The 26,140-nt window shown below is 41.1% G+C and carries 23 protein-coding genes and 1 pseudogene; 7 read left to right on the top strand and 17 right to left on the bottom strand.

The annotated features are described in order from the left end of the window. Positions 1-1,089 (top strand): phosphotransferase enzyme family protein, encoded by a 1,089-nt coding sequence (locus tag ACESMA_RS03520; protein WP_372947383.1) that lies wholly within the window; start codon positions 1-3, stop codon positions 1,087-1,089. Positions 1,090-1,096: 7 nt separating this feature from the next. Here the strand turns inward: ACESMA_RS03520 and murI are convergent, their stop codons facing one another. From murI to ACESMA_RS03475, 9 genes are all read right to left on the bottom strand, one after another. Then, positions 1,097-1,924: a glutamate racemase gene (gene murI / locus ACESMA_RS03515; protein ID WP_372947382.1), complete on the bottom strand. Its 828-nt coding sequence runs from the start codon at positions 1,922-1,924 to the stop codon at positions 1,097-1,099. A gap of 18 nt (positions 1,925-1,942) precedes the next feature. Then, the gene (locus ACESMA_RS03510; RefSeq protein ID WP_372947381.1) at positions 1,943-3,781 is read right to left on the bottom strand and encodes a glycosyltransferase; all 1,839 of its coding nucleotides are present in this window, start codon (positions 3,779-3,781) and stop codon (positions 1,943-1,945) included. A gap of 138 nt (positions 3,782-3,919) precedes the next feature. Next, positions 3,920-4,435: an OmpH family outer membrane protein gene (locus ACESMA_RS03505; protein WP_372947380.1), complete on the bottom strand. Its 516-nt coding sequence runs from the start codon at positions 4,433-4,435 to the stop codon at positions 3,920-3,922. A 44-nt stretch (positions 4,436-4,479) separates the two neighbouring features. After that, positions 4,480-4,992, bottom strand: coding sequence for an OmpH family outer membrane protein (locus ACESMA_RS03500; protein WP_372947379.1), 513 nt, complete (start codon positions 4,990-4,992; stop codon positions 4,480-4,482). Between the two features lie 61 nt (positions 4,993-5,053). Next, positions 5,054-7,780, bottom strand: a complete 2,727-nt coding sequence (bamA, locus tag ACESMA_RS03495; protein ID WP_372947378.1) for an outer membrane protein assembly factor BamA — start codon at positions 7,778-7,780, stop codon at positions 5,054-5,056. 15 nt (positions 7,781-7,795) lie between these two features. Continuing rightward, positions 7,796-8,572 (bottom strand): isoprenyl transferase, encoded by a 777-nt coding sequence (locus ACESMA_RS03490; protein ID WP_372947377.1) that lies wholly within the window; start codon positions 8,570-8,572, stop codon positions 7,796-7,798. Beyond that, positions 8,542-9,285, bottom strand: coding sequence for a DUF6089 family protein (locus ACESMA_RS03485; protein WP_372947376.1), 744 nt, complete (start codon positions 9,283-9,285; stop codon positions 8,542-8,544). The genes ACESMA_RS03490 and ACESMA_RS03485 overlap by 31 nt, the downstream gene beginning before the upstream one ends. A gap of 303 nt (positions 9,286-9,588) precedes the next feature. After that, positions 9,589-10,470: an NAD kinase gene (locus tag ACESMA_RS03480; protein WP_372947375.1), complete on the bottom strand. Its 882-nt coding sequence runs from the start codon at positions 10,468-10,470 to the stop codon at positions 9,589-9,591. 11 nt (positions 10,471-10,481) lie between these two features. Next, positions 10,482-11,147, bottom strand: a complete 666-nt coding sequence (locus ACESMA_RS03475; protein WP_372947374.1) for a CBS domain-containing protein — start codon at positions 11,145-11,147, stop codon at positions 10,482-10,484. 63 nt (positions 11,148-11,210) lie between these two features. On the opposite strand from ACESMA_RS03475, the gene ACESMA_RS03470 reads away from it, so the two are divergent. After that, positions 11,211-11,924 (top strand): pyridoxine 5'-phosphate synthase, encoded by a 714-nt coding sequence (locus ACESMA_RS03470; RefSeq protein ID WP_372947373.1) that lies wholly within the window; start codon positions 11,211-11,213, stop codon positions 11,922-11,924. A 1-nt stretch (position 11,925) separates the two neighbouring features. Then, positions 11,926-12,729 (top strand): alpha/beta fold hydrolase, encoded by an 804-nt coding sequence (locus ACESMA_RS03465; protein ID WP_372947372.1) that lies wholly within the window; start codon positions 11,926-11,928, stop codon positions 12,727-12,729. Positions 12,730-12,732: 3 nt separating this feature from the next. Here ACESMA_RS03465 and malQ read toward each other — a convergent pair whose 3' ends face one another. Beyond that, positions 12,733-14,217 carry a 4-alpha-glucanotransferase gene (gene malQ, locus ACESMA_RS03460; protein ID WP_372947371.1) on the bottom strand — a complete coding sequence of 495 codons (1,485 nt, stop codon included), beginning with the start codon at positions 14,215-14,217 and terminating at the stop codon, positions 12,733-12,735. After that, positions 14,210-15,307: a Gfo/Idh/MocA family protein gene (locus tag ACESMA_RS03455; RefSeq protein WP_372947370.1), complete on the bottom strand. Its 1,098-nt coding sequence runs from the start codon at positions 15,305-15,307 to the stop codon at positions 14,210-14,212. The genes malQ and ACESMA_RS03455 overlap by 8 nt, the downstream gene beginning before the upstream one ends. Before the next feature lie 137 nt (positions 15,308-15,444). Between ACESMA_RS03455 and ACESMA_RS03450 the strand changes: the two genes are divergently transcribed. Both ACESMA_RS03450 and ACESMA_RS03445 read left to right on the top strand, forming a co-directional pair. Continuing rightward, positions 15,445-15,762, top strand: coding sequence for a nucleotidyltransferase domain-containing protein (locus ACESMA_RS03450; RefSeq protein ID WP_372947369.1), 318 nt, complete (start codon positions 15,445-15,447; stop codon positions 15,760-15,762). Next, on the top strand, positions 15,759-16,157 hold the full coding sequence (locus ACESMA_RS03445) for a HEPN domain-containing protein (protein ID WP_372947368.1): 399 nt from the start codon (positions 15,759-15,761) through the stop codon (positions 16,155-16,157). Before ACESMA_RS03450 ends, ACESMA_RS03445 begins: the two co-directional genes overlap by 4 nt. 36 nt (positions 16,158-16,193) lie before the next feature. Here ACESMA_RS03445 and ACESMA_RS03440 read toward each other — a convergent pair whose 3' ends face one another. The 4 genes from ACESMA_RS03440 to ACESMA_RS03425 form a co-directional block, all read right to left on the bottom strand. Continuing rightward, on the bottom strand, positions 16,194-16,670 hold the full coding sequence (locus ACESMA_RS03440; protein ID WP_372947367.1) for a hypothetical protein: 477 nt from the start codon (positions 16,668-16,670) through the stop codon (positions 16,194-16,196). 16 nt (positions 16,671-16,686) lie between these two features. Further along, positions 16,687-18,771, bottom strand: a complete 2,085-nt coding sequence (locus tag ACESMA_RS03435) for a S9 family peptidase (protein ID WP_372947366.1) — start codon at positions 18,769-18,771, stop codon at positions 16,687-16,689. Positions 18,772-18,850: 79 nt separating this feature from the next. Continuing rightward, positions 18,851-20,173 (bottom strand): phage exclusion protein Lit family protein, encoded by a 1,323-nt coding sequence (locus ACESMA_RS03430; RefSeq protein ID WP_372947365.1) that lies wholly within the window; start codon positions 20,171-20,173, stop codon positions 18,851-18,853. Between the two features lie 12 nt (positions 20,174-20,185). After that, the gene (locus ACESMA_RS03425; RefSeq protein WP_372947364.1) at positions 20,186-20,770 is read right to left on the bottom strand and encodes a hypothetical protein; all 585 of its coding nucleotides are present in this window, start codon (positions 20,768-20,770) and stop codon (positions 20,186-20,188) included. Between the two features lie 168 nt (positions 20,771-20,938). Here ACESMA_RS03425 and tpx point away from each other — a divergent pair, with 168 nt between their 5' ends. Further along, complete coding sequence (gene tpx / locus ACESMA_RS03420; protein WP_372947363.1) at positions 20,939-21,439, top strand: thiol peroxidase; 501 nt, start codon at positions 20,939-20,941, stop codon at positions 21,437-21,439. Between the two features lie 149 nt (positions 21,440-21,588). Then, positions 21,589-23,028 carry a hypothetical protein gene (locus ACESMA_RS03415; protein WP_372947362.1) on the top strand — a complete coding sequence of 480 codons (1,440 nt, stop codon included), beginning with the start codon at positions 21,589-21,591 and terminating at the stop codon, positions 23,026-23,028. 137 nt (positions 23,029-23,165) lie between these two features. Here ACESMA_RS03415 and ACESMA_RS03410 read toward each other — a convergent pair whose 3' ends face one another. Both ACESMA_RS03410 and ACESMA_RS03405 read right to left on the bottom strand, forming a co-directional pair. Next, the gene (locus tag ACESMA_RS03410) at positions 23,166-25,562 is read right to left on the bottom strand and encodes a TonB-dependent receptor plug domain-containing protein (RefSeq protein ID WP_372947361.1); all 2,397 of its coding nucleotides are present in this window, start codon (positions 25,560-25,562) and stop codon (positions 23,166-23,168) included. Positions 25,563-25,863: 301 nt separating this feature from the next. Next, positions 25,864-26,140 (bottom strand): annotated as a pseudogene (locus ACESMA_RS03405) (glutamate dehydrogenase); the annotation flags it as partial.

Raw genomic sequence — 26,140 nt, 5'->3', positions numbered from 1 at the left:
ATGAACGTTGATTTGATAAAAATTGCCAGCCAGTTTCGGATTTTAGGAAATATAAAAGAGGTTGTTCCTCTTGGCGAAGGTTTCATTAACGACACTTTTATTATAAGCACCGAAGGAAAATCGCCCAAATACATTCTTCAGCGTAAAAATAAAAAGGTGTTCTCTCCCATTCCGGCCATGATGGAAAACATACAAAAAGTGTGTGACCACATAAAAGCAAAAGTATTAAAAGCTGGAGGCGACCCGATGCGCGAGGCCATGACCATTATTCCGGCAAACGACGGAAAATTATATTTTTTGGATGAAGAGAAAGAATATTGGGCTGTGTGTTTGTTCATTGAAGATACTATTGCATACGAAGCAGCCGAAACACCGGAACTGGCCTATGCCGGCGGAAAAGGAATCGGGAAATTTCAGTCGTTGGTTTCTGACCTGAAAGATCCACTCACTGATATTCTCCCAGGGTTTCACAACATCCGCATCCGTTACGAACAGTGGGATGCCGTTCTAAAAAAAGATCCGGTTGGGCGAAAAGAAAAAGTTCAGGAAGAAATAGAATGGATTGAAAGCCGCCGGGAAGAAATGATGGATTTCTGGAAACTGGTCGAGAATGGAACCATTCCGACCAGGGTAAGCCACAACGATACCAAAATCAACAACATTCTTTTCGATAAAAACGGGGAAGTGCTTTGTGTTATCGACCTCGATACGGTTTTAAACAGCACGGTTTTGAATGATTTTGGCGATGCCATCCGTTACTACACCAATACCGGGAAAGAAGACGATACCAATCTGGCCAACGTGTCGATGAATATGGAAATTTTCAGAGCATTTGCCAAGGGATATCTCGAAGAAGCTGGTTCGTTTTTAACAGAAAAGGAAATAGAATACCTTGCATTTTCTGCCAAATATATTACTTACGAGCAGGTTCTCAGGTTTTTAATGGATTACATTGATGGAGATAATTATTACAAAACCAAATCGGAAGACCACAATTTAATACGAACGCGGGCACAATACAAACTTTTAACCAGCATTGAAGAACAATATGTCGCTATGAAAAAAGTGGTAAAAGAACTGGTTTCGTAAGAAAAGACTAAAGGTGGATGGTTTTGGCCTCCACCTTTTGACCCAAAAACAGCGCTGCTTTTTCATTGAAATTATCTGCGGATTCGGTGGTTTGAAATTCTAATTTCCCTCTTTTGGATAATTTCTGATCCATTTCAGGATGCCTGTTTAAATAGTCCATCAGTTTTTCGGCAATTATTTGCCCCTGCTCCAGAATCTGAATGTTTGCAGGAACAAACTTTCGAATCTGATGAATAAGAAGCGGATAATGTGTACAGCCTAAAATCAGCGTATCCAGGTTTTTATCTTTCTGAAGAATATTCTGAATATTTTTTCTTACAAAATACGCTGCACCTTCCGATTCAATTTCATTGTTTTCCACCAACGGAACCCAAAGTGGGCAGGCTTCCTGAACGGTGGACATCACCTTGCCTTCCGACCATTTTTCCAATTCAATGGGATAGGATTCGGATAGAACTGTTCCGGGAGTACCGAGAACTCCCACATGCCCGTTCCGGGTAATTTCAGAAACCTTTTCAACACTTGGTCTGATGACACCCAATACCCGCCGGTCAGGCGCTATTTGAGGTAAATCGAGTTGTTGAATATTTCGAAGCGCTTTTGCCGAAGCGGTGTTACAGGCAATGATAACCAGCGGACAATTCTGACTAAATAAATATTTAACGGCCTGCAGTGTATATTCATAAACAACTCTGAACGACCTTGTTCCATAAGGAGTACGCGCGTTGTCGCCAAGGTACAGAAAATCGTTTTGCGGAAGTTTTTTTACAAGTTCTTTGAGCACGGTTAACCCGCCATAACCTGAATCAAAAACACCAATTGGAGAATCAATCATAACAAGATGGTTTCCACATTATCGTTCAACAGCCATATTGTATGCCACATCGTAAAACCGACCCAGGTTTGACCAGTCAAAATGCAACGATGCCTCTTCACACTTATATCTGAGTGCAATTCTTTCACGGCGGTTCATTTGCACAAAACGCAGCATTATATCGGCCAGTTCATCGGCTGTATGATTAAAATCTCTGCTTTTTCTGTCGATGATATACATTCCCTGTTTTTCGTTATCCATAATATTCCTGGAAACATAATCGCCAAAACCAGCCAGGTTGCTTGTAATGGAGGGCAAACCACTTGCAAGGCACTCCAGCGGAGTATATCCCCACGGCTCGTACATGCTGGGGAAAATTCCCAAATGGCATCCACGAACAAACTGATTGTAGTCCATTTTAAATAATGGATTTGAGGTAGAAATAAAATCGGGGTGATAAACCACTTTTACTTTATCGTGCCGGTGATTTACCAGATTTGCTGTTCTCAGAAAATTCAGCACCTCGTCCTTGGCATCATCAATCAAAGTATGAGTCACAATTTTTGGCAACTTTTTGGTTTTCCAGCTTTGCACGTTTCTTCTGAGTTTCAGCCGCAGGTAATCGTCAACCATTTCACTCAGATTTGGAAAAACATACTGACCGTTGTCTGAAGTAATTCTGGTATATAACCTTCGGCCTACCTGTTCTTTTATTTCTTCACAAACCCGGTGAATATCCTCAATCAGAGCTTTTGAATGTAAAACATCGGGATTGAAAGTATAATAGGGCCGTTTAGTTATAAAAAAGGCAACTACAGTCATTTTTGAATTTTGCTGCTGCATTCGGTAATTCAACCTTGCCAATGCTTCCAGCGTTAAATCGTAACCTTTGTTTTGATATTCGTAACGGCCCGATGTAAAAAAGTAAAGCGTATTGTCCAAATCGAAGGAATAGCTCTGGAAAAAATGTCCCATCACAAAATCATGTATTTTTTCTTTGTATGCCAAATGCTGATTTTGCACCTGGTGCAAAGCTTCAAACCGCTGAATATTAAGCCCGTTGGGCAGAATAAGGTCAGGTGTTCGTCCAAGCAGGTGAGTACATTCGCGACCGGTTAACTCACTTACGGTGGTAAACACATGAGCTCCGTGTGCCGAAGCGCGTTCAATTTCCACAATTGCCTTCACGTTAAAATTAATTGCTTCCTGCTCCCAATTGTAAAACGGCAAATGATCGTAAAACTGATTATCATTCATGGCCAGATACCTGCCGAGCAGCGTAGCATGCGTTGTAAAAACTATTTTAATATTGAGGTTGTCTTTGCGGAGGCCGGGAATTGGAAGACCTGCCATCCATTCATGAAAATGGGCAATTACTTTCCCGCTGCAAAAACCCGAAGAACACAAATACCGCAGAAATTCTTTTACCTGAAAACCGAATGCAGCTACTTTATCGAGCAATTCATGTTGTTCGGGTAATGAAATGTGATAATCCTGCCAAATAAAGTGTTTTATTTCTCCTAATTTATCGTAAACCGAATAAGGATTAAAAAGCACTACGTTTGGGCGGCCGGAAACAATCCATTGCCCGTAATGAACATCGAAACCGCGCTCCTGCATTTTATGAACTGCCTTACCCACCGGGGTTGAATAATCGGTGGCCGGATCGAAGTGAGCTGCTGCCTGATCAGCAAAATAGGGACCAATCAGGAAATAGTTTTCTGGGCCCCACTTTTCAATAACCGAGGGTACTTTAGAACGAATGACTGTGTAAATGCCGCCAACCTGATTGCAAACTTCCCAGGCAATTTCAAATAACTTGGTATTGGAAGGAATTTTAACATCTTCCTGAATTTCATCGGGTATTATTGTCTTCATAAATTTCAATTTGGGTAATATTTCATACCACTAAATATAGCGGGAATTCCATTTCTTTCCAACAAAATAAGTTTAAAAGCATAAAAAAAGCCATCCGTCGGCTGACAAATGGCTTTCATAATATTTTATCTGATTTTTTTACTGGATACCAAGCTTTTGTTTTACCATGGGAAGCAAATCAACACTTTGGTTCGATTTGTATAGAACAACTCTTGAACCAATGTCAAAAACATAAAGCAAACCTTGTTCTTTTGCTACTTCTTCAATGGCAGCTTCTGCTTTATCGAAAACCGGGGAAAGCAATTCGGCTTGTTTTTGCTGAAGTTGCTGTTGTGCGGTCATCTGGTAATTTTGAATACGCTGCTGAAGCTCCTGCAATTCGGTAATTTTTGCATTTCTTCTTACTTCTGAGGCGTCGGCGCCCAATTGTTCAAGTTCTGTAAGTTTCTGCTGATAATTTTGTTGCATTTCTTCAAGTACATCTTCCAGGTCTGACTGAAAAGTATTGAAGTCCGTTTCGGCCGTTGCTCTTTCAGGCATTAACTGTACCAAAGCCTGCAAATCTATATGTCCGAACTTCTGGTTTTGTGCACCAGCCGAAATGGTTGCGGCTGCGAACAAAATCAACACAAATAATTTCTTTAAATTTCTCATAATCAACGTAGTATTAAATTTTTGGTCACAAATATAATTATAAATTATTTATATCCGAGTTTTTGGAGAACCTGATCGCTTAAATCGTATCGCGGGTTAGTAAAAAACAGTGTTGTCCCATCAGCTTTGTCAAAAATTACAGCATAGCTCCCTTCGTTGGATAATTCCTGAACCGCTGAGAAAATATCATCCTGAACCGGTTTTATCAGGCTCTGCCGTTTCTGGAACAAATCGCCTTCCGGTCCAAAATATTTTCGCTGCAACTGTTTGTAATCTTTTTCCTTGGAAATTATTACATCTTCGCGTTTGCGTTTCATGTCTTCCGAAAGTAAAACACTTTCAGCCTGAAAGTCCTGGTACATTTGTTCAATTTCGGCATGCATTGATTCCAGTTCTTTCTGATATTGTGCTGAAAGCTGGTTCAATTGTTCCTGCGCAGCCCTAAAGGCCGGGATATTTTCCAGAATATAACCGGAGTCAATAAAACCAAACTTCTGGGCAAAAGTAATTCCACTGAAAAGCATCAGGGCTGTAAGCATTAATAATATTTTCTTCATGGCTAAATATTTTTCGTTAATAATCTTTTTAATATCATATTTTATGCCAAACCTGTAACTATCAGAATTGCTGACCAATAACAAAGTGGAACTGGCTTCCGTTTGCATCTGGCGCCCATGGAATTTCGTCGAAACCATATCCCCAGTCAATTCCCATCAACCCAAACATGGGCAGAAAAATGCGCACACCCACACCGGCTGATCGATAAAGTTTGAAGGGATTGTATTCCTGAAAATTCATATCGGCATTCCCGGCTTCCAGAAAAGCAAGTGCATAAATGGTTGCACTGGGTTTTAAAGTAACCGGGTAACGCATTTCCATAGTAAATTTGTTGTACATTTTTGATCCGCTCCGTTCCCGGCTAAGGCTAAAGTCTTTATACCCGCGCAGAGCCACATAATCGGTACCGTAAAGGTTGTAACCCGACATTCCTGAACCCCCCACAATAAAACCTTCGAACGGAGATTTACGATAGGGATCATAATGGCCCAAAAATCCCATTTCAACTGCTGTACGCAATACCAGATTTGTGTTTCTTGAAAGTGGATTGTAAACCTGTCCTTTAAAAAGCCAGCGGTGGTATTCAATCCATTTATATTTTTCTTCATTTGTAACATCCGGTGCACTGTAATCTTTATCGGTAAACCATGAATAGGGAGGTGTAACTTTCATTGACAGCGAAAACTGAGAGCCTCTGCGCGAATAGAGTGGATTATCCACTGAATTGCGCCCAAAAACGGTTTGAAGATTAAAGTTATTGAATATTTCATTCGGATCGCCACTGTCTCCTACTGATAAAAAAGATCCACCCATATTCTGAAGCCGGTATCGTTCGAATGACAATTCGTGATAAACGGTAAAATAGTCATCGGGAAATGAAAGCCGGTAGCCATATCCCATACCAAGAGCAGTGGTTTCCCAAATCTGGTCGTCTTCTTCATTATCATCTTCTGAACCATAATTGTAGCTGTATTGAGGATAACCGCCATAATAACCGCCATACGGATCGTACCCATAACCACCTAAACCGCCATAACTACCATAGCCACCATAGGGGTAGCCGCCACCATAGCCGCTATACGGATAACCTCCGTAACCACCATACGGATTGTAACCACCATAACCACCATACGAGTTATAATTGTTATAATATTTGTTCGCGCTGTAATTAATTCGCGAATGAGATAATGACAGGGAGAAAGAGTTGGGTTTTTTACCCCCCAGCCATGGTTCAATAAACGAAAGACTTACGGTGCGATAATACCGTCCGCTGGTTTGGTAGCGAAGGCTGAGTGTTTGGCCGTCACCTGTTGGAAGAGGCCTCCATGCTTCTTTATTCAGGATGTTCCGAACAGAGAAGTTGGCAAATTTCAGACCTACCGAACCTACAAACATTCCGGCTCCCCAACCGCCCGAAAGTTCAATCTGGTCGTTGGCTTTTTCCTGCAACTGGTATTCAAGGTCAACGGTTCCGTCTTCGGGTTTGGGTTTTACATCGGGATTAATGGCTTCCGGATCGAAATGCCCCAATTGGGCCAGTTCCCTTACCGAACGGATAATGGCTTCTTTGCTGAACAAATCGCCCGGGTAAGTTCTTATTTCGCGGCGGGCAACATGTTCATGTGTTTTGGTGTTTCCTGAAATCATCACCTTATCAATGGTTGCTTGTTTTCCTTCGCGAATGCGCATTTCGTAGTTAATGGTATCATTTTCTATATTAACCTCAATGGGTTGTAAATCGAAAAAGAGGTATCCTTCGTTCAGATAAAGGTTATTTAATCCTTCGTCATTATCGAATAACCGTTTCTCAAGAATCGACTGGTTGAATACATCGCCTTTCTGAATTCCAAGGTAATTATCAAGGTAATCAGCGGGGTAAACTGTATTGCCAACCCACCTTATATCGCCAAAATAATATTTGTCTCCCTCATCAACCCAAAGCTCTAAATTTACCCTTGGCTTATTCTTTTTACCCACTTCAACCTGGTAAAGGGTATCGTCTTCGATAATTGCATCGCGGTAACCTTTTTCATTGTATTTAGTAACCAGGTTCACTTTATCTTTTTCATATTCTTCTTCCAAAAACTTTTTGGTTCTGAAAAAATTCCTGAGTTTGCGGGCATTGGTTTTTTTCATGGCCCGTTCCAAAACAACATCTTTTATGGCTTCATTTCCGTGAATAACAATATCGTTTACTTTTACTTTTTCCTTTTTATCTACGTAAATATCGAGGATAACACTGTTGTTTTGAGTTGTATCATCACGCTGAACAATATTTACATCGGTATTAAGAAAACCTTTGGCCAGAAATATATTTTTAATGGTGCGTTCGGCATTATTCACCTGGTTATCGGTAATCTGGCTTCCTTTAAGCAAAAGCACTTTTTCTGTAATATCGTCTTGTTCCGATTTACTTACTCCATTAAAATTTACATCCGACAACCGGGGCCGTTCCTGAAGATAAATATCGAGCCAGATATCGTCGCCATCTACCTTGCTGGCCGTAATTTTAACATCGGAAAAAAGTCCCTGCTGCCACAATTTTTTTATGGCATTGGTAATTTCCTCACCGGGAACTTCAATTATCTGTCCTACACTTAAGCCCGACAGTTGAACAAGTACCGTTTGATCGAGATATTTAATTCCGGAAATCTGAATATCCTTCACCGTATATTTTTGCGGACTGGAATAGTAAATTGAAAAATTTGTATCGTCGGTAATCTGACCAATGGCGGCAGGTGTAAACGCAACGATTAAAAATAAAAGGAATATAACTGGCTTTCGCATTCTGACCATAATAAATTAACTAAATAACTGTTCACTGATTTTTCCAAATCTTCTCTCTCTGTTTTGAAAATCGTAAACCGCTTCAAACAAATCTTCTTTTCTAAAATCAGGCCATAATTTATCGGTAAAATATAACTCCGAATAGGCAATTTGCCAAAGTAAAAAATTGCTGATTCTGAACTCTCCACTTGTTCTAATCAACAATTCCGGATCTGGAATTTGCGCAGTTGACAGGTAACTTTCGAACAGTTTATCATCAATATCTTTCGATTGAATTTTTCCATTTTTAACATCATTTGCAATATTTCTTACGGCTTCGGTAATTTCCCATTTTGAACTGTAACTCAGTGCCAAAATCAGATTTAACCCGGTGTTTTTTTCCAACAGCCTGATGCATTCGTTTAATTTTGCAGCCACATCTGGTGGTAATTTTTTAATATCGCCAATTGTGCCCAGCCTCACATTGTTTTTCATCAATTCACCGGTTTCGTTTTCAATTGCCTGAACCAGCAGCCCCATTAAAGCATCCACTTCATTTTTCGGTCGTTCCCAGTTTTCAGTTGAAAAGGCATATAATGTAAGGTATTCTATTCCAATTTCCCCGGCACCTTCAACGGTTGATCGCACACTTTCCACACCATGTTCGTGGCCAAAAATGCGTTCGCTGCCATGTTTTGCAGCCCATCTTCCATTCCCATCCATAATTATGGCAACATGTCGCGGAATTTTGTTGATATTTAGTTTTTCTTTTACCGATTTCATCACCAGTGTTTCCTGTCGTAAGCCGGGCATGCTCTGGGATCAAGATTAATCTTGTAGGTTACATTAATTCCCAAATAGCCTGGCCAGTCATTATTGTGCAAAAAGTCTGTATATTTAATTGTTTCCGTATCTCCATCATTATTAACCGCTACAAAAGATAACGGATCATCCAGATTATCAAATTTATCGTTCAGCAATTTTCTCATTTGAATCTCGGCTCCAACTCCCAATCTTTCACCAACTGTCACCTTTACTCCAAAACCAAATGGAATTGTTGCAGCAATAACCGATTCTTCAACAGTATTCAAAACCGGATAATTTGCATTAATCTGCGCCATTTTTATTGGATCGAGATTATATGGAAAATACATCACTCCCAAACCTCCCAAAATGTAAGGCGTAAAAGGCGTTTTCCTTTCTCCCAAAATATATTTCAGGTAGTTAATTTCCATCATAAACGAAATATCCTGGGCATTTTTTTTGAATTCAAAAGGAATATCCTCCACCACTCCGTTGGCAGCAAAACTGCCGGTTAAAAACTGTGCCCGCATTGCCATTCGTGCATTAAAATTGTACCTGAAAAAAGCTCCAAAATTTAAATTGAACGTTTGTACAGGGGGGGCTTCCTTAATATCTCCCAAATACGCCGAAGAACCTCCCCAAATGCCTATGTCTGCTGATTTTTGGGCAAAACCTGAAACAGTAAAAATAACTGCTATAAACACCAATACAATTTTTCTCATTTGGTATCCTAACTCGTTTATTCAACAATAGCTTCAGGCATATTACCGGTTCGTTTTTACACAAAAAACTGACTGTAAGGAATTTATAACAAATTCAGTTTTACCTTTATTTTTAATTTTGAATTTATTAAACATTATAATAATCCCTTGCAATTCTCTGGTTATCAACGAACTTCTCTTGTTTGCCCCTGTATTGTTCAGCTTTCAAGAGGTACAAAAGTAATATAATTCTAAATATAACATACCTGAACGCTATTATAAAACCCAAAGAAAGATTAAAAATTGTTAAGCTTTGCAGAATATTTAGTTGCGTTTGTCGTAACCCCACATTAACTTGTTTCTCAGTGTATTAAAAAAATCCTGATCGGGTAATTGAAGGGTTTTTAGGGTAGCATTTGCTTTTCTTATTTTTAGGGTGGTTGAAAACTCAACAGGAACGGCACGGTAGTCGAGTGATGTTAAAAAATGGGAACCTCTTCCGTCAACTTTCAGCTCAATTTCATATTTGTCGGGAACAACCACGGGCCTGATGGTAAGATTATGCGGGGCAAGCGGGGTAATCACAAAATTTTCAGAATCGGGAGTAAGTATAGGTCCGCCAACACTTAAGGAGTAAGCCGTTGAGCCGGTTGGGGTTGCAACAATAAGTCCGTCAGCCCAATAGTTGTTCAATAGTTGTTTGTCGCACCGGGCAGTAATATTAATCATGGAGGAAGAATCTGTTTTCAGAACAGCCAACTCGTTCAAAGCAAAACTAAAATCAATTTTTTCACCTCCGCAAAATTCAACTTCAAGCAGCGACCTTTCAATAATCGAGTATTTGTTATCAAATATGCTGTTGAGCGCATCGTTCACCTGGTTCTGCGAAATATCAGCCAAAAATCCGAGCCTGCCGCTGTTCACTCCAATTACCGGAATTTCAAAATTTCGAATATTTACTACCGAATGCAGAAACGTGCCATCGCCTCCCACACTGAAAATAAAATTATTGGATTTTTCAAAATCGTCCGGAGAGCTAAAAAAAGAAGAATAATAAGGTTCAATTTTTAAATTGCTTGTTAAAAAATCATGAAAAGGTTTAAAAAGCTGAACATTTATTTTATTCAATTTTAAGTAATTAAAAAACTCCTCTAAAACAGGAATGAAACTCTCAGAAACAGAAGTTCCGAAAACAGCTACTTTCACTTGATTGTATTTTAAATATTCATAAATTTCATGAATTGGTCGTACCTGTCCTGGTATAAATCACTCAGCATGGAATGGTCGAGATAAATGCCTTTCACGGTATAGTCGTAACGCATAAACGACTGAATAACAGAAGAAAGGTCGTCTCTGTCCAGTTTAAGCACTAATTCCAGTGTATGTGTGCCTGGCAAGCGATTCATAAAAAAGCTCAGGATTTTGACATCATTGCCCTCAATAATCTGGCTGATTTGAGCGAGTGAATAATCTATTTCATTCACCTCCAAAACTATAATTCCACCCATTTCCTGTAATGAAAAATAGCGGGCAAAACGTCGTGCAAGATCATAAAGTGTAATTGCCCCCATGTATTCGTGAGCAGAATTCAAAACCGCTATTAAACTTAATTTCAGCTTATACATCAACATCGCAACTTCAAAAATATGCTGATCTTCATGTACATGCGTCGTATCAAATTTTTCAACTTCTTTGCCTATGGACTCTTCCACCAAATTCAAATCGTAAATAAATTTATCCGAAACTATTCCACGGTAATGGCCATCATCAACAACCGGAAGATGGGAAACCCTGAAAACATCCATCGAATTTAACACTTTCTGTCCTTTTTCGGTGCTGCTTACTGCAGGAACTACATCTGATATTAAACTGTTTGCCAGCAATTCTTTAATTTTATTTTAATGTTTCAAACTGAAAATTGTAACTTGCGCCTTAAAAATAAAACAATGACAAGACTAAGTGTAAATATAAACAAAATAGCAACACTGCGAAATTCGAGGGGAGGGAAAATTCCCAGTGTGAAAGATGCAGCAATTAATTGTCAAAAATTTGGAGCACAGGGAATTACAGTGCATCCCCGCCCCGATGAACGGCATATTACGCGAAAAGATGTTTATGAAATTAAACCTTTAATTACCACTGAATTTAATATAGAAGGATATCCGAGTGAAGATTTTCTAAAAATGGTTACCGAAGTGAGGGCCGATCAGGTTACTTTGGTGCCCGATACGCACAATCAACTCACCAGCGATCATGGTTGGGATACCTGGAAAAACCTTACCTTTTTGAAGGAGGTAATTTCTCGACTTCACGAGCACGGAATACGAACCTCCATTTTTGTAGATCCGAACACGGAAGACATTGAGGGTGCTGCCGAAACCGGATCCGACCGTATTGAACTGTACACTGAACCTTATGCACGCCTTTATCCATTGGGCCGCGACAAAGCCATTGAACCGTTTATTGAAGCAGCAAAATTTGCAGATAAAATTGGAATTGAAGTGAATGCCGGTCATGATTTGAGCCTGGAGAACCTCAATTATTTTTACAAGAATATTCCTGATTTGAAGGAAGTTTCCATTGGCCATGCCCTTATTGCCGATGCTCTTTATTTCGGTTTGGAAACTACCATTCAAAAATACCTTGATTGTTTGAAATAATATGGAACTTTATTACCGAAAGGAAGGAGAAGGTCCGATTGTAGTTATCATTCACGGACTCTACGGTTCATCGGACAACTGGATTAACATGGGAAAACGCCTGGCCGAAAACCACACCGTTTACATGATTGACCAGCGAAACCACGGACGTTCGCCGTTCGCCAGCGAGCATACTTTTAATGCCATGCGCGATGATTTGGCTGCATTTTTCAAACAACAACAGATTGAAAAAGCCACAATTTTAGGACACAGCATGGGCGGAAAAACAGCCATGTGGTTTGCCGCCGACTACCCCGAAAAAGTTGAAAAACTGGTGATTGCCGACATTGCGCCCAAAGATTATCTGCAATTAAAAGACAGCAGCCAGTACCACCTGCACCGAAACATTCTTCTGGCCCTGAAAGAACTGGATTTCAGCCGTGTAAAAAAACGCAAACAGGTGGACGACCTGCTTTCTGAACGAATAGACGACAGTCGTATCAGACAGTTTCTGTTAAAAAGTATAACTAAAAACAAAAAAACCAAACAATACGAATGGCGCCTGAATGTAGATGTTTTATACGAGTCGCTGGATGAGATTGTTGGTGGCGTTAACCGGCAGTGGTTCGACGACCGGATTCCAATTAATACATATCCGGTCATTTTCATTCGAGGTTTAAAATCCAATTACATAATGGATGAAGACATTCCGTTAATCAAGGAAATTTATCCCGATGCCAGTATAGTGGATATCCCCGGCGCCGGACACTGGCTTCATGCCGAAAAACCAGAAGAATTTATGGAAGCAGTAATGAGGTGTTGCTAAATTCTACCTGTTAAATTTCTGAGTAACATCAATTAAAAACCTTTTATGATTTCTCTTTAACTGCTTCCAATTAAACCGCCATTCCCAATTCCCATCAGAAGTGCCAGGTACGTTGAGCCGGGCTTTGGTTCCCAGTTGCAATAAGTCCTGCATGGGCATTAAAGCACTTTGAGCCGAAGATGCCCAAATCCATTCAATTCCTTTTTTTAATGCACGTTTTCCAAACCTGCCCAGATATCGGCGAACTCGTTTTCGCTCTTCGTCCTTTATTGAACACAACCAACCCAATGTGGTGTCGTTATCGTGGGTGCCGGTATAGGCAATAAACTTCGGCAGGTAGTTGTGGGGCAGATGTTCGTTGGCCGGATTGGAGCCAAAAGCAAACTGCAACACTTTCATGCCGGGAAGATGAAAATCATCGCGCAACTGCTGTACTTCGGAAGTAATAACGCCCAAATCTTCGGCAATAAGGGGCATGTAATCCACCTGTTCCTTAAATTTTTTCAGGAGTTGAAAACCTTTAGCCGGAAGCCACTGTCCGTTAATGGCCGTTTTTTCACCAGCCGGTACCGACCAGAACGACTCCAGTCCGCGAAAATGGTCAATCCGAACTTTATCGAACAAGTGCGCATTGAAGTGCAGCCGGGCAAGCCACCAGTCGAAATCCCGTTGTTCGAGGCGTTCCCAGTTAAAAACCGGATTTCCCCAAAGCTGACCTGTTTCGCTAAAATAATCTGGTGGAACGCCACCCACCTGAGTGGGATTCAGATGTTCATCGAGCAAAAACACATCGGTATTCGTCCACACATCAGCACTATTGCCGGAAACGTAAAGCGGCATATCGCCAAAAATCTGAACTTTTTTCGAATGAGCATACTCCTTTAACCGGAACCACTGCCTATAAAACAGGAACTGCAAAAACTTTCGGTATTCAATTTCTTCGGAAAGGAGTTCGGAATATATATGAATGGCTTTCCTTTTTCTGAATTTCAAATCGTGCTCCCAATCCCTCCAGTGTGCATTTTTAAAGTGAATCTTGGCTGCCATAAAAAGGGCATAATCCTGCAACCACCAACCGTGTTCTTTCAAAAAATGATGGTATTCAGTCTCAGTATTTTCCGGCTTTTTGTGTTGAAAATTTTCGAAAGCTTTTCGCAGCAATGGAAATTTCCAGGCTTCCACTTTTTCAAAATCTACTCGTTTTAAAGGAAAAGTTGGACGTTTTTTTAAATCTTGGTCTGAAAGCAAACCATCTTCAACCAGCAACTGCAAATCGATAAGCAACGGATTACCGGCAAAAGCTGAATAACACTGGTAGGGCGAATTCCCGTATCCGACAGGTCCCAGCGGTAAAATCTGCCATAGCTTTTGACCTGTTTCGTGCAACAAATCCACAAACCGCAATGCTTCCTGCCCCAGCGTGCCTATTCCTTCCGGACCGGGAAGTGAAGTGATATGCAGGATAATACCGCTGTTCCTTTCAATCATTTTTGAAGTTTTTTCGGAAAACGGAAAGGTGTTCTGCAGTTTCACGCACAATGCGCTGAACGGCTAGACCGTGTTTTAAATCGGGTATAAATGCTTTGGCATCATTTCCGGTTAAGAACAGGTAATGTGCATGAACCATCGAACGCAGCCAGCCCGGCGGCACGTGGCCTGACGGGAAACTGGTAACCGGCTTGTAATTGCTGCCAACCATCTGTTTCACCCACTGGTCGGAACCTTCCGTGTAATATTCAAAATATTCAGAGTTTTTTGAAGAATACCGCAAGGCACCGTTTTCGCCATACACTTCCAGATGCACCAAATCGCCTGTACCGGAGCTGATACGACTGGCCGACAAGTTGCCAACTGCCCCTGTTTCGGGTTCTACCAGCGAAAGGGAACTAAACAAATCGGAACCGGTAGGCACATCAGAAAATTCGCCTCCCTGCAAAGCACCGGTAATTTGTAATTCTTCGCCTAAAAAAGCTATCAAAAGGCTGATTCCGTGCGAACCTAAATCGGCCATGGCGCCGCCATCGGGAGCCGGAGTGAGCCGTGTTACCCGTTTTTCGCGATAAGATGATTGCAGGTAGTCCCCGTGGTAATATTTTAAATCGAAATGAATGGGTTTGCCCAGTTTGCCCGATTTCCAGAATTGCAGTGCCTCGCGCACCGATGAAGTTTGCAGGTACTGAAAACCAACCTGGATTTTTACATCTTCGCTAATTGTTTCCAGCATCTTTTTCATCTCCTTTTCTTCCTGCAACGATGCACAAACCGGCTTTTCGAGGTAAATGTATCTTACAGTCGGCATTTGCAACGCCAGTTTCAGGTGTTCAAAATGCACATTGTTCGGCCCCAAAATAAAAACGGCATTAATTTTTTCATTTTGCGAAAACACTTCAACCGTTTGTGCCGAAGCAAAACCAAACTTTGCTGCAAAGTTTTCGCGGCTTTCCGCTCTGGCCGAGGCCACCGATTCGAAAACCAGTTCAGGGACTTCGTTGTAATAAAACTTTAACGACTGAAGCGCATAGGCATGCGCACGGGCAATTCCGCCGGCACCCAAAAATCCGATGTGTATTTTTTGCATGGAAACAGTTTTTCAAAATTTGCTCAAAAATAGTTAAATGGAATGAAGGAGCAATTCTTTCTTTGGAGAGTACTTATTTTGAAACATGAACATATCAACAGATAAAAAAATTGTAACCAATTCACTATCTTTGAAACATGAAGAAAAAAACACAACATATTAGTGGACTTATTAAGAATTGCATTAATGAAATTGACCCAAATGCAAATGTAATTCTATACGGCTCCAGAGCCCGGGGAGATGAACGTCAGGATTCCGACTGGGACATATTAATTTTGACTGATTATCCAACCAGTCTGGAGACAGAAAGAAAATTTAGAAATCAATTGTACGATTTGGAGTTGGAAACCGGAGAGTCCTTTTCAATTTTTGTTTACTCGAAACAGGATTGGCAAACAAAACAAAGAATAACACCCTACTACCAAAATGTAATTGCTGAAGGTGTAAGTTTATGAATGATAATGAACGAAAAGAGTATGTACAATACCGGATTGAATCTGCCTGTAAAACCTTTGAAGCCGCAAAGGTTTTAGCCAAAAACGGTTTTTGGAATTCAGCAGTTAACCGCTTGTATTATGCTGTTTTTTATGCGGTTAATGCACTTTTGGTTATGAATAAAATTCAAACAAAATCACATTCAGCCACAAAAAGTCAGTTTTCACTTCATTTTATTAAAACAGGAAAATTTGATAAAAAATATGGCCGGCTACTTGGAGAATTATATGATTGGAGGCAAAAAGGCGATTACGACAATATTTTTGACTATGATAATAATTCGGTTCAACCTTTATTTAAACCTGTTGAAGAATTCATAAGCCTGATTGAAAATGAAATAAATATTTCTGATTGAAATAATTCTTCCAACTAAAAATTTCATTTTTGCGTTTTACCTTTTCACCGAAAAAACCGGTACTTTCAACCAGATAGAAAACTCATCGAGGCTGTTTTGCGCCTTTTCTCGGGTGGGGCAGGTTTTTATGGCAAAAGCAGGTTTCCGGGATTTGTTCACCAGGTAAATGCGGTAATCGGTTTTTTTGTTTGAGGTTACCCGGTTCGACCAGCTTGCCATCGACTCGCGGGTGGTGATGGGCACCAAAGTTACACCAATGTATGCCCGAAGCGATTTCCATTTCCCGGTTTTGAACAACCCAAACCATTTGTTGTATTGCCTCACTTCATATTTTTCAGTGTCAATTTCAATTCCTGAATTCGTAAAAACAACAAGGGCAGCAAACAAAACAACTAAAATTCCCCAAATAACAGCGCCATTCAGCAACATCCCGGTACCCGTCAGAAGAAAAACAACGCCCACAAAAACGGCGGTTTTTCCAAAGGGCTTCTCAATTCTGTTGTCAATTTTCAATTTCTTCTGTTAAAATCTAATCTTTCAGCCACTTGCCGAGCCAGTTGAAGAAAACCCGCTGCCACAAAATACCGTTTTGGGCTTGCAGCACCCAATGGTTTTCTTCCGGAAAATAGAGAAACTGGGCAGGAATATCCCTTAAAACAGCAGCATTAAAAGCTGCCATTCCCTGGTCGGGTGGAACACGGAAATCTTTTTCACCGTGAATGACCAGAATGGGCGTATCCCAGTTCTGAACAAAGTTGTGCGGCGAAAAAGTGTAGGAACGTTGCGCTGCCGCATTCTCTTTTTCCCAGAAAGGCCCGCCAATGTCCCAGTTCGCAAACCACATTTCTTCGGTGGTTAAATACTGATACTCGAAGTTGAACATCCCGTCGTGCGAAATAAACGCCTTAAAACGTCCATCGTGATTTCCTGCCAGGAAGAAAACTGAAAATCCGCCGTAGCTTGCACCAACAGCTCCAAGCCGGCTTTCGTCAACAAATGGTTCTTTTGCCAGTTCATCAATGGCCGTCAGATAATCTTTGATGTTTTGTCCTCCGTAATCTTTCGAAATCTGTTCGTTCCATTCCTGTCCGAATCCCGGCAAACCCCGGCGGTTGGGCGCCACAATAATATACCCGTTGGCAGCCATCATCTGGAAATTCCAGCGGTACGACCAAAACTGGCTTACCGTTCCCTGCGGACCGCCCTGGCAGTACAAAAGTGTCGGATACTTTTTGTTTGGGTCGAAATTCGGCGGATAAATTACCCAGGTGTGCATCTTTTTGCCGTCGGTGGTTTCCAGCCAGCGTTCTTCCACTTTGCCCATGGTAAGCTGGTCGAGAATGCCTTTGTTTACAGCGGTTAACGGTTGGTCAGTTCCGGTTTCCGGGTCAACCAGGTAAAGCTCTGCCGGTTGTGACATGGAAACTTTTTGCGCCACCAGTTTCGAACCGGCCGGTTCCACGGTTTGGTAATCGTGTATGCCGTCTGTTAATCTTGAAATCACTCCATCCGAAAGTTTTACATGGTAAATTTCATCGGTTCCGTGAATGTTGCTGGTGAAAAAGATGGCATTGCTTTCTTCATTCCAACTCAGGTTGTGCACATTCTGGTCGAATTCTGCTGTAAAATCTGTTTTTTCTCCGGTTTCGAGATTAGCAACAAACAACCGGTTTTTGTCCGATTCGTAACCGTCGCGTTCCATACTTTCCCAGGCCAGGTATTTTCCATCGGCAGAAAACACCGGGTTTTTATCGTAACCCATCATTCCTTCCGTAAAATTGGTGGTTTGGCCGGTTTCAACATCATAAAAATAGATGTCTGAATTCGTCGAAATCGAATACTCTTTCCCGGTTTTCTTTTTACAGGTGTAAGCCAGAATTTTTCCATCCGCACTCCAGGCAATCTGTTCAATTCCACCGAAGGGTTTCATAGGAGAATCGAAACGTTCACCTTCCATAATATCTTTTCCTTCACCCCATTTCCCATCCGAATAATCAGCAATAAAAATATGCTGGTAGGTGTAATCGTGCCATTGGTCCCAGTGCCGGTACATGAGGTCGTTTTCAAGCCGGGCATTGGCTTTGGGCAAATCGGGAAACAAGTCGTGAATGTTGTAGTCGAGTTTCACACTTTTAATGTAGAAAATTTTTGAACCATCGGGCGAATAGTTGAATCCTGAAATACCTCCTTCAATTTCTGAAATCTGCTTTGCCCCGCTGCCATCGGGATTCATTTCCCAAACCTGGGCGCTGCCTGACGCCGTTGAAATGTATCCGACTTTTTGTCCGTCGGGCCGCCAGATTGTATTGAACTCATTGGTAGGCGAGTTGGTCAGGTTTTTGGATTCTCCGCCTGAAACCTGCGCTGAATAGATGTCGCGGTAGGGTTTGTTTTCTTCAATGTTGTAATATGTTACGGTGTATAAAACCGATTCTCCATCGGGAGAAACCTGCGGGCTGCCCAACCGGCCAAACGACCACAGCACTTCAGGTGTCATTAAATCTGATGAAAGCTGAGGGGTTTGGGGTATATAATTTTTCTGTTGTGTTGATTCGGTTTGAGTAGTGCAGGCAAAGAGTGCCAGCAGTGCAAAAATAAAAAGGTTTTTCTTCATGGTTTTTGTCTTATTTAAAAGATGGCGTTAAAAATAGCAGCTTTTCGCCGATTACAAAAAAACAATGAATAAAACGTGCCTACAAATGTTCAATTCGCTGACCCAATTTCACCCCTTTCCAGGAACCACCTCCGGCAACACCTTCATTGTATTGCCATTTTCCGGAAAAACTGTTCCGGTCTGCGGCAACCATCTCCCCAACACCTTCCTCGTTCGCCCATTTCCAGTTAAAAACCAGTTTGTTTTCTTTTACCAGGCCGTTTAAAATTCCTGTTCCCAACCCGAAACCAAACCGGCCTGTCACTTTGTTCCCATTTCGGTAAAAAATTAAAATTGTTTCAAAAATTTCCTCTTTGCCTTGTCCATATTGTCGCGTGCGCTCTCCCTTATAAATTCCTGAAAATGGCTCGTCTGTAAAATAATTTTCGGAAAATCCCTGTTCAGCCACAGCTACATCACCAATTTTCCGCGGATATAAAGAATGAATATCAACAGCCATTGCCCGTAAACGAAGAAATTCCTGCATTTTTTCTGAATTGATGATATCCACAATTTTACCGGCTTCCCGGCCCACATATTCAGTAACCCGTGTTGCATTAAAACGGTCGGGTTCGGCGCCCGTAAAAGATTCCGCAGTGTTAACCAGTTTTTTAGAAATTAATTTTAACCGTTCGAGCGAAACCGGGTGTGTTGAATTTTTGAGGTAATTCTGCCAGTCTTTTTCATTGGAAAAGTCACCACGATGCGCATAAAACGTAGTAAAAACCGTAAACAATAAAATCATACCAGCCGGAATTGTACCAATCCTGCGAAACATGTCGGTAGCAAAAGCATCCGCTTCTTTTTCGCATTTTTGCGACTCGGCAAATGAAACCGAGTGATAAGCAGGATGGTTGTAAACGATATGCCCCAGTTCGTGACCCAGAATCCAGACAATTATCGACTTCAGAATTTTCTGGGACAAGTCATCAACCAACCGGTCGTCGAGCGCATTATCCGGAATATGCAATGCTTTGAGCGGGCCGGGAATATTTCCCTTGGGGAAACGGTTAAAACTGTATTTCAAAACAGAAATGTAATCCATAACCGTTTCCTGGCTGTACCCGTTTTGCTCGAGCCAGGCCGAGGCAATGGCAAGGTCGTCGATAAACTTTACTGAAGAAATGGGAATGTAAATGGTTTTGTGTGGCACTGCAGCGTAAAACGAAAAAGGCGAACCAGCCATTTCGCCATAGGGAGTTAACGGAAATTCAAGTTTTGTTCCGAATGCGTTGTACTTCTCTTTGGGATAAAGTTTTCCCAACATTAAATCATTAAAATTCCACGAAATATTTGCCGGGTAGCGGGTTTGCCAGTAACTGAGGTCTTGTTTGCTGTACATTTCAGAATAATCATGTTCCATGTCGCTTCGTTTTTATTTTCCTGAAAAATATTTTGCGGCTTTACTTATTTCCGGCGGCGGAGGTTCCGGGCAACCCATGGAAATCCAGTTGCTGAACTGATTGTAATCGCCCCAGGAATCGTCCCAAACCGAACGCATCAGAAAATCTTTGGAATGGGTTAACGCATTTTCAAAATCCATTCTCAACCGTTCAGGAACCGATTCGTTTTCTTCCAGCTTTTGAACGACTTCGGAAAAAATACGGAAATCGCGCTGATAATTGCTACGCAAATTTTCAGTTTCCTGATTATCCTTCACATCTTTTTGAAGATAACGATAGGTCATTACTGAAGTCTCGCCATCCTTTTCAGTAGTTGCACTCGCCTGCGTAACGATGGAGTAAACCGAAATTGCTGCGCCAAAAAGGGCAAAAAATACACCCGGTCCAATATTGGCCAGCATCATTTTTTTCTCCAGCCATTCCAGTTCGGCCGTGCCCGCCTCCGAAGCATTTGGCGCGAAAATAAACAACAAAAATCCCAGGATGATGCACAATCCGGCAATACCAAGAGCCAACAGTCTTTCTTTGCTTCTCAATTTAATTAACTGATCTACCATCGTATAAATTTTTAGAATTCCACAAAACACAAATTTTGATATGCACATCAATTTACGACTTTTTCATCTGATTTTTTCAAACAGCAGAAAGGATAATTACGCTCTTTAAAACTTTCAGGCTAAATATGTGTTTAAGATTAGAGTTAAATCTTAAAAACAAAAAATAAAATGGCACAAATTACATTAAAAGGAAATCCGGTGAATACGGTTGGTGAACTCCCCAAAAAAGGAGAAAAAGCAAAAGATTTTAAACTGGTGAAAGACGATTTGTCGCGGGTAAGTTTAAATGATTTTAAAGGACAGAAACTGGTTCTGAATATTTTTCCGAGCCTCGACACTGGAACATGCGCTGCTTCGGTGCGTCATTTCAACAAGGTTGCGGCTGATTTGAAAGACACCAAAGTGCTTTGTATTTCGCGCGACCTTCCATTTGCACAGTCAAGATTTTGTGGTGCCGAAGGCATTAAAAACGTAGTAACACTTTCAGATTACGCCACCGGTGAATTCGGTAAAAACTACGGTTTGGAAATAGCCGACGGGCCGCTTGCGGGTTTGCATTCACGGGTGGTCATTATCCTCGACGAAAACGGAAAAGTTACATACACACAACAAGTTCCTGAAATTGTGGACGAACCCAATTACGAGGAAGCACTTAATGCACTGAAATAAATTTGTTTCAAATTTTATAATTTCATGCCGCAGGTTGAATCCATTCTTCCTGCGGTTTTTTTTTGCCTGAAAGCCACCACAGTTGCTGTATTTTTTCGTAAATTACATACTTATTAGTATTTTATATTGAAAATAAAACAGGAACAACCATGGAAACAAAATTTATCGATTTGCACATTCACCCGGCGATGAAACCGCTGGGAAAAAGTTTCAACAGCAAGCCGGGAAGAAACAACCCGGACAAAAACAGGGTGGATAGCATCTGGCATTACGATGCCGCCACTTTTCTGGACAAAGCTTTAAACATTACAACAACCCTCACCAAGTTTCGCCAATCAGATTTTACCTCACTGGCAAAAGGCGGCGCTGAAATTGTGTTTGTATCGTTGTGCGGACTCGAAAAAGGTTTTGTGATGACCAAACTGGGTACCGGACTAAAGGGCGATATCATTGGCAATCTGGTTACTGGCCTGAGCAAAAAACGCATCGATCATGTACAAAGAATGACTGATTATTTCAGCGACCTGGAAATGGAATACGATTTTTACAAACAGCTCGACGGCCATAAAGTAAAAATCGACGGCATGTGGCACCGCTACAAAATTGTCTCCAGCTACAATGAAATTGAAGAGAATCAAAATCCGGAAATCAGAACCATTTTTGTCATTTTCACCATTGAAGGAACACATGTTTTCAATGCCGGCTTGCAAATGATGGGTAAAACTGCCGACCCAAATGAAATTCTGACCAACATTGACAAAGTTAAAGGTTGGGACGACAGAATTTTTTTTACCGGGTTAACACACCATTTTTATAACGAAATGGTTGGGCATGCCCAAAGTTTAGGCGGAATTGTCTGTAAAATAATTAACCAATCTGAAGGAATGGATTCAGGATTTAATGAGCTGGGCTGGAAAGTGCTGCGAAAATTGCTCGACAATACAAACGGAAAACGGATTTTACCCGATTTGAAACACATGAGCGTAAAAGCCCGAAACGAATATTACCGGTTTTTGGATGAGGAACATCCGGGAGAAGTTATTCCGTTAATAGTAAGCCACGGAGCTGTGAATGGCTTCCGGTCTCCCACTGAAAAAGTGGAAGACGACCTGTTCAATTACGGAAAATTTCAGCCAACCGACATTAATTTTTTCGACGATGAAATTGTACGAATTGGTAAATCGGGCGGTTTGTTTGGCATCCAATTCGATGAACGCCGGCTGGCCAGCGAGATGGAACTTAAAAAAACAGGGCCGTCTCTGGCGCGCAGAAAAATGTTGTTTTACAAATCGAAACTCGTTTGGAACCAGATTCAGCACATTGCCGAGGTGCTAAACAAACACGACCAGTTTGCCTGGGGAATACAGTGCATCGGTACAGATTACGACGGGATGGTGAACCCGCTAAACGGTTTCTGGGGTGCCGAAGAAATGCCGATTTTCGACAGCTACCTCGAAAAACACGCATATAACTTTCTGGCATCCAGCCAGTCTGACAACCTGAAAGATTACAATAAAACAACGGCATCCGACATTGTGGAACGGTTTATGCGAACCAATGCCCTGAATTTTCTGAAAAAGAATTTCTGAAAAAGAAAGAGGGACGACCCGCGCCCCTCTTTTGAAGACTAATACCGAATTGATGGTAAAAAATAAATGGACTAATATTCGTCTTCATGCAAACAAAACGGTAAACCTTTTTTTTTATTATTTCCAGAAAGAAAAAATCAGAAATGAATACCCAGAGAAATGTAATAATTTCTTCCCGGCGCCACAATTCCTGACGAATAGCTGCGGTAGCGTTTATCCAAAATATTTTCAATTCCGCCAGAAAAAGTAATTAATTCACTGAAATTATAATTCACTTTCAAATTTAAGGTCCACCAGGAAGGTGACCACGGATTTCCATTTTCATCAGTGGCATAAAGATGCGGTTTGTCTTGCTCATCGGGTGCCAGTTGCTCAAAATTTAATTTACCGTTGTAATCGACAAACAAATCTGCAAACCACTCATTCTTTTGATATTGAAAATGAAAACTGCCAAATAAAGGAGGTACATGTCGAAGAGGAAAATCCTCCGAATCTTTCCCGAAAGTTAATGTCAACTCATTTACGGTGCGCAATTCCGGAATTATCAGAAATTCAAGCAAAACATTGCCCCCATAAATATTTGCCGATTCGGCATTGACCAGTGCTTCCACTTTACTTAAAATCCCATCGTACACAATGGAATCCTGTCCATTCAACTGAAAATCGCGCCGAACCATGGCATTTATTAATTGTGTATAGAACCCCGTTATTTCAAACTTCGCTTTTCCTGAAAAATTACGAATGATGCTGGCCTCAAGGTTTCTTGCAAACTCCGGTTTTAATCCGGGATTTGGTACGACCACATTCCCCGGTTCAGAATCGAAAACTTTGGCTACATCATCAATATTTGGCGAGCGAAATCCGGTTGAGGCACTAACGTTTATTTGCCATTCTTTTGTTGGATGCCACACCATTCCCGCATTTCCGTTAAGTGCAGAGTTTTTTATTTCGAAATTATCAAAAGGAAAAGCGTAAAAATTGTGATCAAATTCTCCGCTCAGAAAGGATTGAGTTAACCGTCCCCCAGCCTGAAAAATGATTTTTTCGTTTAGCCTGAATTTCCAGGAAAAATATCCTGCCAGGCTTGAATATTCTGAACCTTCAGGATACCGGGGCGAAATATTTATAGACCCGCCGGTAGAAATATTATCAGATTTTCCAATTGATCTCACATGATTATAAAAAGCCTCTGCACCGTAAAAAAGTTCATGGCGGTTGTTCAGTGTTTTTCCAAAATCAAAGTTAAGCGAGTAAATTCTGAGGTTTTCAACCCGCTGATTCAAAGCGGAATCATACAATTTCCTGTCATTCCGGCTTTCGGCATAATTCTGAAATCCGGCAAGCAGATTAAACCTATCAAACAGAACATGTTCCTTGCTGTAATTTAGTTGACCCGAAAATAGTGACCATTGTTGCGGACCATAGTACCAGCGGGCATATTGTAATGTTTTGTTGCGGTAAACCACTAACCTGTCGAAACGCGGAATGTCGGATGTTTGGGAATGGTGAATTCCCAGTGTAAGGTCTAGATAATCAGTTGGCCGGTACCTTAATTTTCCCATAAGGTTAATCTGATTGTATTCTGTTGGAGTCTGAATTTTGGGATTTTCATTTTTTATAACCTGGTCATCTTCCGGCTTTTTCCCCGGTAAAATATATTCTGGCCGAAGGTATTCATCCGGCCCGTGACTGCCCATTCTCAGGTCGCCGAAATCAGAAAATGTAGCACTGAACAGTACCGCCCACTTTTTATCTCCTAAAGAAAAATGTCCGTGTATCATTTTTTCGCTGTTCACAAAGGAGTAGCGTGTTGAAATTTTCCCCTTTTGGATTTTCTTTTCTGAAGTGGATAAACGTGGTGTAAGTGTGGAAAAGCTCATTACTCCGCCTAATGCATCGCTCCCGTAAATTACCGTTCCCGGCCCGAAAATAACTTCAGTTTGTTCCAGACTATTGGCGTCGAGCGAAATAACGTTATGGAGGTTTCCGCTGCGGTAAATGGCATTGTTCATTCGAATTCCATCAACCACCAGAAGCAACCGGTTGGCAGAAAATCCCCGAATCATGGGACTGCCGCCGCCCATCTGACTTTTCTGGATAAAAACGCCACCTTTACTTTCCAGCATATCGGCTGTAGTTTGTGGCTGAACATGCAAAATATCAGTAGAACTTATATTTTGAATTTTAAACGGAATTTCAGTTTTTACCTGTTCCCACCTGTTTGCAGAAATCACTACTTCATCAATTCTTATGGGAGCTTCAGAAAGTTCAACAATATTCCCCGCGGCTTCAATTTTTTCGAGGGTAGTGGTAACTTTCAAAAACGATGAATGCTGAAAAAACAGTGGTTCATTTTTCCCGATATTTTCCAAACTAACTAATCCCCTTGCGTTGGTTTGGGTTGTATATTTTTTTGAAATGACCAGCACATTTTCAACAGGCTCTTTGGTTGCAGCATTAATTACAATAATATTTTGTGCACTGGAACTTAAAGTAACAACAAATAGCAGAAAAAATAAAATCAGGTATTTCACAAAGGCAATTTTAAAAACTGTTTTTTCAGCGCGGAAAACTACAAAAATTATGCCCGGCAATCTTAGCCTGCATTATTCATAAATTTTGTTTGTAATGAATGAAATGCAGGTTAATCCCGACTTAGATAGCCTGCCCCGAAGTTGATTCGGGGAAGTTAAACTTTTGAAAAAAGTTTTTACGTAATCTTAGTCGCTGTCGGAGACAGGAATAATTCTTGGATTATTCGGGTTAGAACACCCAGATTTAAAAAAAATATCCTGACAAAAACTGCCAGGATATTTTTCCAAATTTTGTATCATTTTAAACCAGTCCCTGCGCCATCATAGCGTTGGCTACTTTTACAAAACCGGCAATATTTGCACCCTTTACATAGTTCACAAAATCGCCTTTTTCTTTACCGTGCTTCACGCACATGCTGTGGATGTTGGTCATAATTGACTTCAGTTTTTCATCTACTTCGGCACGCGTCCAGCTCAGACGCATACTGTTTTGGCTCATTTCCAGTCCCGAAACTGCAACTCCTCCGGCATTGGCTGCTTTCCCCGGCGCATATAAAATTTTGGCATTCAAAAATTTA

It is taken from the genome of Mariniphaga sp., assembly GCF_041687215.1.
GTDB lineage: Bacteria > Bacteroidota > Bacteroidia > Bacteroidales > Prolixibacteraceae > Mariniphaga.
Note: the sequence above shows the minus strand (reverse complement) of the source record. Positions and strands in the feature narration are given on the sequence as shown.

Excerpts from the sequence above, each read along its gene's own strand:
- ACESMA_RS03430 (WP_372947365.1), bottom strand. The coding sequence starts at position 20,173 with ATGGAACATGATTATTCTGAAATGTACAGCAAACAAGACCTCAGTTAC.
- ACESMA_RS03465 (WP_372947372.1), top strand. The coding sequence starts at position 11,926 with ATGGAACTTTATTACCGAAAGGAAGGAGAAGGTCCGATTGTAGTTATC.
- ACESMA_RS03490 (WP_372947377.1), bottom strand. The coding sequence starts at position 8,572 with ATGCCCGGCTTACGACAGGAAACACTGGTGATGAAATCGGTAAAAGAA.
- murI (WP_372947382.1), bottom strand. The coding sequence starts at position 1,924 with ATGATTGATTCTCCAATTGGTGTTTTTGATTCAGGTTATGGCGGGTTA.
- ACESMA_RS03455 (WP_372947370.1), bottom strand. The coding sequence starts at position 15,307 with ATGCAAAAAATACACATCGGATTTTTGGGTGCCGGCGGAATTGCCCGT.
- ACESMA_RS03510 (WP_372947381.1), bottom strand. The coding sequence starts at position 3,781 with ATGAAGACAATAATACCCGATGAAATTCAGGAAGATGTTAAAATTCCT.
- ACESMA_RS03520 (WP_372947383.1), top strand. The coding sequence starts at position 1 with ATGAACGTTGATTTGATAAAAATTGCCAGCCAGTTTCGGATTTTAGGA.
- ACESMA_RS03505 (WP_372947380.1), bottom strand. The coding sequence starts at position 4,435 with ATGAGAAATTTAAAGAAATTATTTGTGTTGATTTTGTTCGCAGCCGCA.
- malQ (WP_372947371.1), bottom strand. The coding sequence starts at position 14,217 with ATGATTGAAAGGAACAGCGGTATTATCCTGCATATCACTTCACTTCCC.
- ACESMA_RS03415 (WP_372947362.1), top strand. The coding sequence starts at position 21,589 with ATGGAAACAAAATTTATCGATTTGCACATTCACCCGGCGATGAAACCG.
- ACESMA_RS03470 (WP_372947373.1), top strand. The coding sequence starts at position 11,211 with ATGACAAGACTAAGTGTAAATATAAACAAAATAGCAACACTGCGAAAT.
- ACESMA_RS03445 (WP_372947368.1), top strand. The coding sequence starts at position 15,759 with ATGAATGATAATGAACGAAAAGAGTATGTACAATACCGGATTGAATCT.
- ACESMA_RS03500 (WP_372947379.1), bottom strand. The coding sequence starts at position 4,992 with ATGAAGAAAATATTATTAATGCTTACAGCCCTGATGCTTTTCAGTGGA.
- tpx (WP_372947363.1), top strand. The coding sequence starts at position 20,939 with ATGGCACAAATTACATTAAAAGGAAATCCGGTGAATACGGTTGGTGAA.
- ACESMA_RS03485 (WP_372947376.1), bottom strand. The coding sequence starts at position 9,285 with ATGAGAAAAATTGTATTGGTGTTTATAGCAGTTATTTTTACTGTTTCA.
- ACESMA_RS03425 (WP_372947364.1), bottom strand. The coding sequence starts at position 20,770 with ATGGTAGATCAGTTAATTAAATTGAGAAGCAAAGAAAGACTGTTGGCT.
- ACESMA_RS03450 (WP_372947369.1), top strand. The coding sequence starts at position 15,445 with ATGAAGAAAAAAACACAACATATTAGTGGACTTATTAAGAATTGCATT.
- bamA (WP_372947378.1), bottom strand. The coding sequence starts at position 7,780 with ATGCGAAAGCCAGTTATATTCCTTTTATTTTTAATCGTTGCGTTTACA.
- ACESMA_RS03435 (WP_372947366.1), bottom strand. The coding sequence starts at position 18,771 with ATGAAGAAAAACCTTTTTATTTTTGCACTGCTGGCACTCTTTGCCTGC.